Annotated in this window: 11 protein-coding genes; 8 read left to right on the top strand and 3 right to left on the bottom strand. The window is 41.8% G+C overall.

The features are described from left to right. Positions 1-521: 521 nt before the first annotated feature. Both CQA40_RS11525 and CQA40_RS10975 read left to right on the top strand, forming a co-directional pair. Positions 522-644, top strand: a complete 123-nt coding sequence (locus CQA40_RS11525) for a hypothetical protein (protein WP_258864430.1) — start codon at positions 522-524, stop codon at positions 642-644. Next, positions 635-1,168, top strand: a complete 534-nt coding sequence (locus tag CQA40_RS10975) for an outer membrane beta-barrel protein (protein WP_181882799.1) — start codon at positions 635-637, stop codon at positions 1,166-1,168. The genes CQA40_RS11525 and CQA40_RS10975 overlap by 10 nt, the downstream gene beginning before the upstream one ends. A gap of 186 nt (positions 1,169-1,354) precedes the next feature. Here the strand turns inward: CQA40_RS10975 and gltS are convergent, their stop codons facing one another. Then, on the bottom strand, positions 1,355-2,593 hold the full coding sequence (gene gltS / locus CQA40_RS02250) for a sodium/glutamate symporter (RefSeq protein WP_115519348.1): 1,239 nt from the start codon (positions 2,591-2,593) through the stop codon (positions 1,355-1,357). A gap of 275 nt (positions 2,594-2,868) precedes the next feature. On the opposite strand from gltS, the gene CQA40_RS02245 reads away from it, so the two are divergent. The 4 genes from CQA40_RS02245 to CQA40_RS02230 all read left to right on the top strand — a co-directional run bounded on the left by CQA40_RS02245 (position 2,869) and on the right by CQA40_RS02230 (position 9,661). After that, positions 2,869-4,020, top strand: coding sequence for an agmatine deiminase family protein (locus tag CQA40_RS02245; protein WP_115519347.1), 1,152 nt, complete (start codon positions 2,869-2,871; stop codon positions 4,018-4,020). Between the two features lie 9 nt (positions 4,021-4,029). Next, positions 4,030-6,822 carry a carbamoyltransferase HypF gene (locus tag CQA40_RS02240; protein ID WP_115519346.1) on the top strand — a complete coding sequence of 931 codons (2,793 nt, stop codon included), beginning with the start codon at positions 4,030-4,032 and terminating at the stop codon, positions 6,820-6,822. Positions 6,823-7,024: 202 nt separating this feature from the next. Next, the gene (gmhA, locus tag CQA40_RS02235) at positions 7,025-7,585 is read left to right on the top strand and encodes a D-sedoheptulose 7-phosphate isomerase (RefSeq protein ID WP_115519345.1); all 561 of its coding nucleotides are present in this window, start codon (positions 7,025-7,027) and stop codon (positions 7,583-7,585) included. A gap of 66 nt (positions 7,586-7,651) precedes the next feature. Continuing rightward, on the top strand, positions 7,652-9,661 hold the full coding sequence (locus CQA40_RS02230) for a DEAD/DEAH box helicase (protein WP_181882798.1): 2,010 nt from the start codon (positions 7,652-7,654) through the stop codon (positions 9,659-9,661). Between the two features lie 72 nt (positions 9,662-9,733). On the opposite strand, the gene CQA40_RS10970 is transcribed toward CQA40_RS02230, so the two are convergent. Both CQA40_RS10970 and CQA40_RS10815 read right to left on the bottom strand, forming a co-directional pair. After that, positions 9,734-9,898, bottom strand: coding sequence for a hypothetical protein (locus CQA40_RS10970; RefSeq protein WP_181882797.1), 165 nt, complete (start codon positions 9,896-9,898; stop codon positions 9,734-9,736). A gap of 64 nt (positions 9,899-9,962) precedes the next feature. After that, positions 9,963-10,229: a hypothetical protein gene (locus CQA40_RS10815; protein ID WP_147290139.1), complete on the bottom strand. Its 267-nt coding sequence runs from the start codon at positions 10,227-10,229 to the stop codon at positions 9,963-9,965. A 491-nt stretch (positions 10,230-10,720) separates the two neighbouring features. On the opposite strand from CQA40_RS10815, the gene CQA40_RS02220 reads away from it, so the two are divergent. Then, a complete protein-coding gene (locus CQA40_RS02220) occupies positions 10,721-12,376 on the top strand; it encodes a TolC family protein (RefSeq protein ID WP_181882796.1) in 1,656 nt (551 codons plus the stop codon). 43 nt (positions 12,377-12,419) lie between these two features. Beyond that, on the top strand, positions 12,420-13,223 hold the full coding sequence (locus tag CQA40_RS02215; RefSeq protein WP_115519343.1) for an efflux RND transporter periplasmic adaptor subunit: 804 nt from the start codon (positions 12,420-12,422) through the stop codon (positions 13,221-13,223). Positions 13,224-13,245 lie beyond the last annotated feature (22 nt).

The following is a 13,245-nucleotide window of genomic DNA, read 5'->3' as shown; positions in this document are numbered from 1 at the left end:
TGATTTCACAAAAAACTTTACAAAACTTTACCCCACTCTTTTTAGATTTTACATATTGCGTTTTAGTCGTAGTGAAATTTGTATGCTATAATTCCCATTGCGCTAGATTTTGCTAATCTTGCTTTATTTTTGCGAGCATTCCAAAGATAATAAAGCAATAACGCAAACTATCTGCGCAAAAATCTAAAACACAAAGGAAACACAATGGATACAACAATGTCCTACACGCATTTACAACAAAAGTGCCAAGCAAGCGCAAAACTGCGCACTAGACGCGATTCCTCTCTCTCTCTCTCTCTCTCTCTCTCGTAAAATAGCTAGCGTAGTTTCTGCCCTAGCACTTGTTGGCATACTTGCTTCTACTACTTTCACGCTTCAAGCACAAACCTCCCAAAATCCACAAAGCACTGATGAGAAAATCAAACAGCTTGAAAAAGAACTGCGACTCTTAGAGCTACAAAAGCAGATTGACCAAGCCAAAAAAGAACAATCTAGCAATAAACCCGCTGATAAGGCTACTGGTGATTCTAGCGCGACAAGCACTACGCAATCTATCCAAACCACCCAAACCACACCGCAAAAGCCTACCAAGCATTATGATTATGGTTATGACCGCAGTGGTTTATTTGCAGGAGTGGAGCTAGGCTATGGCGAGCTGCTTAGTTCAGTTTCAGGTGTTGCTTATAAAGAAAAAGATGGCGGCTTCAAATACGGACTACTGCTAGGCTACAATAAATTTTTTGTCAAATATTTTGGTATCCGCTTTTATGGAAATGCCAATGTTACTCAAGTCTACGACAAAAGAAGTGGCGATTGGTTATTTCGGCTAAACTATGGCGTAAATCTCGATGCAATAGCAAACTTCCTTGCCACAGATTATGCAGATTTGGGTGCGTTTGTAGGACTAGGAGTGGGTGGGCAGACTTATTTTTTCACAGGGCAAAATAAAGAAGCTCTTGATGCTTTTGAGTCTATGGGTGTAAAGGTTAGTTATACTAGCTTTGATGTCGGGCTAAATGTGGGCTTACGCACAAATATCGCTAAACATTTTGGCATAGAAGTAGCTGCTCGTGTGCCTTTTATCAAGCATAATTTACTTGAACCTAAAGGTGCTTATGTATTGCAAGAAACTTATAGCATTTCTGCTAGGCTTTTGTGGAATTACTAGCGATATAGATTCTAAGCCACGACCTACACATTTGTGTTGTGCATTTGTAGCACTTTTTGCAAGTGTTGCAAATGTGTAGTGTGGCGATGCTTTCTAATGCCTTTTGGCAAAACTTTTGTCTTTGCTTTTTGATTCTGCCCAGCTTCTATTGAATTTATCCCTAGCTTCTAGCAAATTTACCCAAATTTACCCTGCGATAAGGCTTAAGCTCCCCTGTATCACAAGCGCGTTTATAATGTCGATAAAAAACGCACCCACCAAAGGCACGATGATAAAAGAAATATGGCTTGGTCCATAGTGTGAGGTAACTGTTTGCATATTTACCATAGCCGTAGGTGTCGCGCCAAGCCCAAATCCACAATGCCCAGCTGCTAGCACAGCCGCATCATAGTCTTTCCCACAGAATTTAAATGTTACAAACACCGCGTATAGCACCATAACGACAGCTTGTGTGGCAAGAATAACCACCATAGGCAGTGCTAGCGAGACAAGCTCCCATAAATTTATCGTCATCATCGCAAAGGCAAGGAAAAGCGAGAGGCTTACATTCCCGATTACAGAGACTTCCCTGTCAAATACTTGGTGGATTTTAAGCGCGCTTAAAACATTTCGCAAAATCACCCCACAAAATAGGCAATACACGAAAGTCGGCAAGTTGAAATCCTTTATGTATTGTATGTCAAGCCCTGCTAGATAGCCCCGCTCAAAGCCCTTAGCCAAAGTGCCTACAAGCAGACAAATGGCAATGAGGGCTAGGGATTCTATGAAACTTACAGAAGTGATGAGTCGCTCTTTTGTAGGGGCTTCAAAGCCGTGTGGATTGTCATCTTGGACTTTATCGGGGGTTTTTAGTTTGTAGTGCTTTACCAAAAACCGCGCCACAGGACCACCGATAATCCCGCCCATAATAAGCCCAAAAGTCGCGCACGATAGTGCCACTTCCGTAGCCGCGCTGAAGTTATAAGGCATAGATTTGAAAATATCTGCCCACGCCACACCCGTGCCGTGCCCTCCACTCATAGTGATAGAGCCACCAAGCAGCCCTACAAGCGGATTTACACCCATCGCATAAGCCGCACCAACGCCGATAAGGTTTTGCAAGATAAGTAGCCCGCAAACTATCACAAGAAAAATCCCAAGCAGTCTCCCGCCTTTTTTGAGCGAGGCAAAATCCGCACTAAGCCCCACAGAGGTAAAAAACGCTAGCATTAGCGGGTCTTTTAGTGAGGATTCAAACTTTAGCTCTAAGCCTGCAAATTTATACACACCAAAAATCACAACCGTAGCGATAAGCCCGCCCACGACAGGTTCTGGGATATTGTAATCTTGCAAAACTTTCACGCGAGCGATGATAAATCGCCCCAAAATCAGCACTGCCACCATAACGACAAGCGTGGAGTAAAAATCAAAGTGAAAAGTATTCATCATAAGCCTTTTTAGAAGTGTTTTAGCGTATCATAACACAAAAGAGAAAGTTTAGAAATGCAAAAATGCCAAAAAATACGAGCAATGATTATAGCATATTACATTGACTTAAGTGCTATGCAAAATCTGCTATAATTTAGCCTTGCTTTAACGGAAATATTTTAATACTTTAAGTGGCTTTTAGCGCGAAATCGCTTTGCAAAATCACATTTTGATAAAATCTCACTTCTTTGATAGCCCACAGATAAACCATATTCTTACCTTAAGGAGAATCTATGCAAAAAAAATCATTACACCTATCACACCAAACAAAAAAATCACAAATCCGCCTAAAAGCCGAGTGGGAGAAGCAAAGAGCGATTTTGCTTTCATTTCCCCACGCAAATAGCGATTGGGCTAGTCATATAGATGAAGCAAGAGCGTGCTTTGTAGAGATTATCAAAGCAATTACGCAGTTTGAAAAAGTCATCATCTGCCTAGATACGCAGGATTTGCAAGGATTTGAATTTTTGCAAAACGAGTTTGCTAGTGATTTTGCAAAACCTACGATAAAAAATCTCCACACTTTTTGCTTTAGCTCGCTAAAACTTAGCCAATCAATCACAATCGCATTTGTGCCGACAAATGACACTTGGGCTCGGGATTTTGGTGTGATAACTTTGTCATCACAAAGCCCCCAAAAACCACCAAAAAATATTTTGCTAAATTTTTGCTTCAATGGCTGGGGGCTAAAATATAGCGCAAATTTTGACAACCAAATAAACGCAAATCTAAAAAAAATGAAAATCCTAAAAGACACTATGCGCACGATAGATTTTGTGCTAGAGGGTGGCAGTATCGACACAGATGGGGCAGGGACTTTGCTTACTACAAGTGCTTGCTTGCTTGAGCCAAATCGCAATCCAAGCCTAAGCAAATGCCAAATACAATCCAAGCTCAAAAAAACGCTAGGCATAAGCCGAGTTTTGTGGGTGGATTTTGGGTATTTGCGTGGCGATGATACAGATAGTCATATCGATATGTTAGCACGATTTGTAGATAGGCAAACTATCGCTTATGTGGGCTGTGATGATACAAATGATGAGCACTATGAGGAGCTAGCAAAAATGCAAGCACAGCTAAAATCTTTTCGTCAAAAAAACGGCAAGCCCTATAAACTTATCCGTTTGCCCTTTGTAAGCGCGATATATGAAGCTAGTGATGATAGCGCAAGTAGCGACAAAAAAGAGAGATTGCCTGCGAGCTATGCAAACTTTTTGTTTGTAAATGGTGGGCTACTTGTGCCAACTTATGATGACAAAAACGACAAAAAGGCAATAGAGATTTTATCAAATGCACTGCCTCATTTGCGCGTTGTGGGGGTAAATGCACGCACGCTTATCAAATGGCACGGAAGTTTGCACTGCATAACTATGCAGCTTTATTAGTAAAAGCAAATGCTAAAAATTCACTGCAAAGGAATCACTCAAGGGGTTGGATTTCGCCCATTTGTTTGCACTTTGGGGAATGATTTGGGACTATGCGGAAGTGTGGCAAATGTCGGTGGCGATGGGATAATCTATGTAGATTTGCCATACACTTGGGATACTTGGGAAAATCTAAGCACAAATCTAGCAAATCAAAAAACAAGCATAGCAAGAACAAATGTGGCAAAAAAAAATGTAGCCAAGAGATTTGCGGAAAAGAATTTTGCAGAAAAGAAGTTTATAGCAAAAAAGTTTGTGCGATTTTTTGTGCTAGATTTGGATTTTTCTCTTGTGCTTTTGCCTCCTTTGCGCTCTTTACACTACTTGCACGATAGAGATTGCGCTGATTTTGCTAGCAAAAATTGCGCTAGCACAGATTTTAGCGCGTTTTTTAGCGCGTTTTTTGCTTCTCTGCCTACAAATGCCAAAATCCACTCTATAAGCATTTCTTATCTTTGTGAAGAGGATTATCATAAGGTGCGAAATATGCACAAATCTAGCCCTAAATCCACTCCAAAATCCACTCAAACTCGCAACAAAGATTCCAAGCAAAATCCAAAATCTAGTTTTGAGATTTTGGATTCTATCCCTGCTTTTTTTTCGCTAGATTCTAGTATTCCGCAGGATTTAGCTATTTGCAAGGAGTGCTTAAGCGATATTTTTTGCCCCACTTCTAGGCACTATCTCTATCATCTCATTTCTTGCACAAATTGTGGTGGGCGATACTCACTTATCAAATCCTTGCCCTATGATAGAGAAAACACAGCGATGAGTAAGTATGAAATGTGCCAAAAATGCAAGCAGGATTATGCAGATATGCAAAGCAGATTTTTTCACGCCCAACCTATCTCGTGCAATGATTGTGCCGTGCCTATAAGGCTTTATGAGGGTAGAGAGATTATCACAAAAGATAGAGATATATTTGATAGGCTAGCAGTGCTTTTAGATTCTGGCAAGATAGTTTGCATAAAGGGCTTAGGTGGGTTTGCACTTATCTGTGATGCGACAAATGCTAGTGCTATCACTACCTTGCGGGAGAAAAAAAATCGCCCAACCAAGCCATTTGCCATAATGGCAAAAGACATAGCCACCGCACAAAAAATCGCAAATCTAAACAAAGCAGAATCTAGCGCATTGTGCGAGGCGAGCGCACCTATCGTGCTAGCTTGGCAAAACAAGCAAAATCCACTAGGTTTGGCTTTGGAGCAAATCGCACCAAATCTATCCACTATTGGAATCTTGCTTGCAAACACGGCGTTGCATCATATTTGTTTTAGCATATTTGGTAAGCCCATCATCTACACAAGCGCGAATCTAAAAGGAGAGCCAATCATCACAAACCTGCAAGAAGCTCAAGAAAAGCTAGAATCTATCACAAGCTATTTTTTGGACTTTGAGCGTGAGATTTATAATGGCATAGATGATAGCATATTGCGCTTTATCGCTGGGGATATGCGCCCTATTCGCTTAGCTAGGGGCAAGACACCGCTAAATTTTGCACTGCCAAATCTGCAAAATCAAACGCCACAAAAATCAATAAACTTGCAAAATCAAACTTCCCCACAAAATCTGCAAAATCCAAAATCTTGTCCCAAACAAAATCAAGCAGATTCTATTAAGCACCACAAAAGCACTGATAAAGGCGAGATAAAAATCCTAGCCTTTGGAGCGCAAGATAAAAGCACACTTTGCTTTTGTGATGAAAAGCGATTTATGCTAAGCCATTATATCGGGGATTTATCTAGCGTGGCTACGCAAGAAAAATTTATCACAAATATGGAGTTTTTTGCCCTCGTGTATGATTTTACGCCACGCGTGCTAGTAAGCGATTTTCACCCCCGATATGAGAGTGTGAAGCTAGCAAAGCAAATTAGAGAGGAAAATTACGCCACCACAAAACATTTGCAAATCTATCATCATCACGCGCATTTGTGCGCGATTTTGGGCGAGGTGGCTAGCAGTGTAGATGAGGAGATTTTGGGGATTATATGGGATGGGAGTGGGCTAGGGGAGGATAGCAGTATTTGGGGAGGTGAGTTTTTATTTGGTGGGTTTGGTGGCATTCGTAGGGTAGGGCATTTTGGCGAGTTTTTCCTCTATGGTGGGGAGGTAGCGATAAAAGAGATTTGGCGTGTAGGATATGCCCTAAGCAAGTTATGCGGACACGAAAAAATGGTAGCCAAATACGAAACAGAAGTGATTTCAAAAGAGATTTTGCCACTGCTAAAAGTCGCTATCCAAAAGGGCATAAACTCGCACAAAACCACTTCGGTAGGCAGGCTATTTGACGGCGTAGCAAGCCTACTTGGAATCCTCCAAAACACGCGCTATGAGGGTGAAAGTGGCGCACTTATAGAGGAGCTGTATTATCAGTGTCCTAAGCTAGATTTTAAGCCATACACTTTTTGCTTGCAAAATGGTGTAGTAAGCCTAGAATCTTTTATCTATGAAATCTGTGAGGATATATTTTTGGGCGAGCCTTTGCCACATATCGCTAGGAGGTTTATTCACACGCTTAGTATCATCGCACTAGATTTTACAAAAGAGTTTTTAGGAAGCACGACAAGTGAAGCAAAATCTAGCCACAAGCAAATAAAAGTCGGCTTTAGTGGCGGCGTGTTTCAAAACAAGGCATTGTGCGATGAAATCCACGCGCTATTTTCTAGGGCAAAGATTCCGCACTTTTTTCACACTATCGTGCCGACAAATGATAGCGGGATAAGTTTTGGGCAAGCAGCATTTGGGCTATATGGTAAGCACTAGGCTAAATCCAAAACCACAGATGACAAAAATTATGGTGTTTTATTTGCTTGTGGCTAGCCAAAATGTTAGGAGATTTTGCCCGCATAGTTTTGGTGTAGTTTTGGCGATTAAATAGTGATTAGCCATAGTTGTTTAACAATCTTATTTATACTTAAAGGCAAATTTTTTGCAAGCAAATATAAAAATTACATAAGGAGCAAAAATGCAAGACTTTATCCAAAAAGAGATAGCCGAGTCAATCGCCACCCTAGAGCAAACCAAATCCCTAGAATCTAGCATAATCAAAGTGGCAAATCTCATCACAGACGCGCTAAAGCAAGGCAACAAGCTAATCACATTTGGAAATGGTGGGAGTGCTGCTGATGCACAGCATTTCGCCGCAGAGCTTAGCGGACGCTACAAAAAAGAGCGCGAAGCCCTAGCAGGAATCGCTATTAGCACAGACACTTCCGCGCTTACTGCTATTGGCAATGACTATGGGTTTGATGTGGTGTTTTCTCGTCAAGTAGAGGCTATCGCCAAGCGCGGAGATGTGCTTTTTGGGATAAGCACAAGCGGAAACTCTGCAAATGTGCTAAATGCTTTTGAGAGTGGCAAAGCTATGGGGTGCAAATGTGTGGGATTAAGCGGAAAAGGCGGAGGGAAAATGAATAGTTTGAGCGATATAAATCTTGTAATCCCAAGTGATAACACACCTAGAATCCAAGAAGCACATATTTTAGTGATACACATTCTATGCGGACTTATCGAGCTAGAATACTAAGCAAAATCCGCTTTCTAGCTTAAAGAGCCAAACACAAGCCAAAAATATACTAAGCTAATCTAAAATATGCAATCCCTAGCGCAGTTTGGCTTTGGCAATCTATATGAGCTAATCCTAACCCCCCCACATAGCTATCAAAACACAATGCCAATACAGAATTTGGCAGATAGCGTAGAAGGCGCGCTATCTTTGCAAATCACAGATTCTCGCTATCACCCAAAGGCATATACTTTTTATGGATTTTCAAAAAGCCTAAATGCAATGGTGGAGATTGTGTATTTTCACCCCAAGCCCTATCACAAAGCACTTTTCACACTCGGGCAAGAAGTCATAGTGCAGGGTAAAATGCGACTAAATAATGGCACACCTAGCTTTATCCAGCCTAAAGTCATAAAATCTCTTGGCGAGATTTTGCCTATTTTTAAGGTAGCAAAGCACAAATCCACCTCCATTCACTCCCTTTGTAAGACTTACATTACGCAAAAAAATCTAGCCAATCTAGGACTTCCTAGCGACATAGCACAAAGCATTATGGATATTTTCTATCCAAATGAGGAGTTTTATGCTCTCTATACTTCACACAAGGGCTTTAGTGGCAAGCATTTAGAAGCGTTGAAATTTGTAGAGCTTTTTTACTATGCTTTGCGACTTAGCAAGAAAAAAAGCGATTTTCCTGCCAAATGTGTATGCAGGGGGGATTATAGTGAGTTTGTCTCATCACTTCCCTTTAGGCTTACAAACGCTCAATCTCGTGTCATCGCAGAAATAGCGCGTGATTTTGGTAGTGGCAGGGCGGCGCGTAGGCTTGTTATGGGAGATGTGGGCTGTGGCAAAACTATGGTGATTCTCTCAAGTGTGATGATAGCATATCCGCAAAAATCCCTACTTATGGCACCTACTACGATTTTGGCAAAGCAGCTATATGAGCAAGCAAGATTGTATCTGCCTAGCTTTGTGCGTGTGGGGCTTATCACAGGGGATTCCAAAGAGTTTAAGATAAGCAAAGCCACACAAAAATCAAAAGGCAAAAAAGATAGCAAAGATTTTGACACACTTTTTGACTATGACTTCATCATCGGCACGCAAGCCTTGCTTTATAGGGACATTGAGGGGGAGGATTTCGCACTTGTGATGAGTGATGAGCAGCATAGATTTGGCACGAAGCAGCGATACACACTAGAAAAGCTAGCAAGTAGCACAAGGCAAAATTCTAGCGCGGATTTTGGTGCTAGCTTTGGCAAGGCTAAGGATTCTAGCGCAAATTCTAGTGCTAAGATAGATTCTAGCGTGGATTTCAAAGCAAAATCACAGGCTGATTTGCAAGCACACCTAGAAAAAAATCCAAAAACAAAACAAGCTAGCAAGCCCCATATTTTGCAGTTTTCTGCTACGCCTATCCCACGCACTATGGCGATGCTAGAATCCAAAATGATAGATGTCAGTATCATTGATGAGCTACCTTTCAAAAAAGACATTTCTACGCACATCATCACTCGTAGCGACTTCAAAGAGCTACTTGCACACATACAAAGCGAAGTAGCCCAAAACCACCAAGTCGCTATCATCTATCCGCTTGTGGAGCAAAGCGAAGTCATAGACTATCTCTCTCTTAGCGAGGGGGCTAGATTTTGGCAGGAGCGATTTAGTGGGGTGTTTATCACTTCTGGACAGGACAAAGACAAGCAAGAAGTGCTAGAAGCCTTTGCCAAAGAGGGCAAAATCTTGCTCGCCACCACGCTTATAGAGGTGGGAATCTCACTACCAAATCTCTCTACCATAGTCATAATCGCGCCAGAGCGACTAGGGCTAGCCACGCTTCATCAGCTACGCGGGCGCGTAAGCCGCAATGGACTAAAGGGGTATTGCTTTTTATACACCCAAAGCAATGGCGATAATGCGCGGCTAAAAGATTTTGCCACCCAAAGCAGTGGGTTTGAAATCGCTAGGCTTGACTTGGCTTACCGCAAAAGTGGAGATTTGCTAAGTGGGGATAAACAAAGTGGGGAAAATCTGCTTTGGGCTGATTTAGCCCAAGATGAGGACATACTAAAACGCGCACTAAAAGAGCTAAAGTAATAATGATAGAATTGTGGCAGAGGGTATTCGTTTATTTAAAAACTATTCATTAGATTAACCGTGTTTGGCTTTTTAAAAACCCCCTCCCTCTGCGGAGGGGGTTTGGGGGTGGGTATCTTTTGCGTTAGTAAAAACTCGGAAAAATTCGTCATTGCGAGGCAGTGGCTTTAGCCACAGCGAAGCAATCCACCACCCGTCATTGCTGGAATTTGATTTGTCAGATTCGTAGCAATCCACCCCCAATCGTCATTGCGAGCAAGTCGCAAGACTTGCGTGCAATGACGAAAAAGAACCCTCCCCCTTAATCCCCCTCCGCAGAGGGAGGGGGAAATAGATTGCTTCGGGCTAAAGCCCTCGCAAGGACGATTAGCGTGTTTTTATGAACACTAAGTGATTCTTTCAATGATTTGGATTGCCACGATTTTGCTTTCGCAAAACAAACGAAGTGAAGTTTCTTTAGTAAAATCTCGCAATTACGGAAGTGCTTGCGTTTGTTTTGCTCGCAGTTGTGTTTTTGTTGCTTGCAGTTGCTAGCCTTGCTTGAAGTGTGGAGGTGGTATCTACCCACCCCCTAGCCCCTCGTGCTAAGGGAGGAGGGAGCTTCAGGCTTGGGCGTTTAAAGTATGACAAATGTTTGAGTTATAAGCAAACACTTGCGAAGCAAAGTCAAAACAAAAAAATAAAATCAAAATAAAGACAAGTATTTATAAAAAAACAAAGTCAAATAAAATGTGAAGCGAATATAAAATAGTTGCATATACAACTATTTTGAAAAATATTAAACAATTTTATGCTATACTGCGCTTTTGGCAATGATTTGTCAAGACTTTTTAGGCATTTGATTTATGAATAGCAAAATGTCGCAACCCTGCGAGTTGCAAATAAATACAAGTTGCAAATGTAGCAAAAATACGCAAATTGCTTTTTGAAGCGCATTTTGCCAAGCACATTTGTCGCTTTAGATAAAAAGCCTTAGATAAGATTAGATAAAAATCTAAAGCTAAGCAAGACTTGAGAGAAAACTACACCATAAAAGCAGCAAAGATTTGGGAGCAAAATATGAGAATTTTATATGTCTTTTTCGTTTGTGGGGTATGTGCTTTGGGTGTCAAAGCAGCACCTAGCACGCTAGATTCTACACAAAGCACTTCTACCACTTCTACCACTTCTACCACTTCTACCACTTCTACCACTTCTACCACTTCTACCACTTCTAGCACTTCTAGCACTTCGCAAGATACCACATTGCAAAGTCCTTTTAGTCAAAGTCCAGCCTTTGATGACCCTGCTAGCAAAAGCCCTATTTCACAAGGATTTATAGGGCAAAGAATCTATGGGCAAGGAGATAGAGGATTTGATGATAAAGGATTTGAAAGCGCACTAGGCTCGCCCACCAAAGAGGAGCAGCTAGCTAGCGAATACTCTTCCCAAAACCTCCAAGATGAAGTAGAATCTCTGCTAAAAGAATCCAAGCACCAAGTAAATCTAGCCGAGCTTTTAGAGGCGGCAAAGAGTAATGACTCCCTCCAAGCTCAGCTCCTCCAAGTAGAATCCAATCGCCAAATCGCACGCGTAGCCAAAATAGGCTTTATCCCCAAGCTAGATGTGGATTATAGTTTGCAGCATAGTTATTCTGATTTGCGAAGTCTTGATGCAAATGCGATGAAATTTGGACAGTTTGGTAACTACCGCACACAAAACTTCAACGCTAGATTTTCGCTTGATTTGTTTAGCGGGTTTAGCACGATAAACCTTATCCGTGAGAGAGCTGCGACATATCGCTCATCTGTGGCAAATGCCGAGTATGCAAAGCAAAGCATATATCTGCAAGTGATTCAGGAGTATTATAGCTATTTCAATAACCTATCCCAGCTCCTCTCCCTAAAGCGCAAATACGAGGAGGTGCGCTCTGATGAAACGCGCGTGAAGCGACTATATGACGCGGGACTATCCACCATAGATGATTTGGAGTCTTTGCGCTCCCAGCTCTCCCTCACAGAATACCAAATCGCTGATATGAAGCTAAGCGTGGAGCAAAATCTATTTATGCTACGCTACCTTACCAAGCTAGAATTTGACGGACTTGTCCGCCAAGACATATCCACGCCAAGACTTAGTAGCGATGAGCAAAGGCAAGACATAGTCGCACTTAGCGAGCAGACAAAGGCATTAGAATTTCAAAAGCGACAATACCACTTCTACCCCACAGTAACTGTGGCAGATACCTATACTTACAGAATCGAAAAGCCAGATTATGTTACGAGGGCAGACCCGCAGTTTGGCAACTTTATGGCGAGGCAATTCCCCACACACGCAAATACCGTTACGCTTACCGCGACATTTACGCTGTTTGATAAAATCACCACAGGATTTCAACGCCAAAGCTACCAGCTAAACAAATTATCCAAGCAAAAAGAGCTAGCCTATAAGCAAGCCGAGAAGCAAAAAGATGAAGCCCTTTATCGTAAGCGACTAGAAATCGCTAAAAGCCAAATCCGCTCATCAGAGGCTAGCCTAAAATCTGCTAATATTTCCTTTGAGAATGTGCGCAAGCGATACAACTCCCAGCTTGTAAATTTCACTGACTACTTGCGCTCACTAAGCACCAAGTATGATGCAGAATCAACATACAATCAAGCCCTAAACAACTACGAGCTACAAAAAGCAAACTATATCTTTTATAGCGGACAGCAAATACAAGAGTATGTCAAGTAGCAAAATGTGGCAATGCCAAACCTAAGCGATACGGAGTAGTATGATGAAAAAGTCTGCAAAGTTTTTGATTTTGTTTTTGTTTGGACTAGGTGGCGCAAGCTATGCAGAGGATATATATGCTGTGTTTAATGTCAAAGCAATCAAAGACGCAAATCTCGCAATAGATGTAAGTGGCGTGGTGGAAAAAATCTTTGTCGATGTTGATAGTGAAGTAAAAAAAGGAGCGCAGCTCCTCGTGCTTGACAACAAAGACAAAGCCGCCCAACTAGAATCCATAAAGCAGCAATATCTTTTTGCAAAAGCCCAATGGGAGCGATACGCCAAAAGCGCGGACGCAGTGGATAAAAATACCCTAGACCAGCAAAAATCAAACTTCAAAAAACTAGAAGCAGACTATCAATACTACCAATCAATGTATAACAAAAGCATTTTGCGTGCGCCATTTGATGGCACTATCGCAGAAAAAAAAATCGAAGTAGGCGATGGCGTGGGCGGGACAAGCACTGCGCTATTTCGCCTTGTGAGTGCGGAGAAAAAGCTCGTTTTGCAGTTTGATTCTAAGCATTTATCAAAAGTCAAAATAGGCGATACATTTGAATACGCAATTGATGGCATAGGCAGCAAGCAATCTGTCATCATAAACAAAATCTACCCCACTATTGATAAATCCACCCGCAAAGCCACTGCTGAAGCAAGCGCACCAAATACGCTAAAGCCCGGGCTTTTTGGCGATGGGTTTATAAAGGCAAATGCGCCACAACACACACAAAATCCGCAAAACTTGCCAAATTCACAAAATCCACAAGAAAACATAGGACAAGAAAATCAAAAGCCACAAAATCATTAGAGCATTTAAGTAAGCCAAAACA

Source organism: Helicobacter sp. MIT 01-3238 (assembly GCF_003364135.1).
In the GTDB taxonomy this organism is placed as follows: Bacteria; Campylobacterota; Campylobacteria; order Campylobacterales; family Helicobacteraceae; genus Helicobacter_B.
The sequence above is the reverse complement of the archived record's forward strand: the minus strand, read 5'-3'. Positions and strand labels throughout refer to the sequence as shown.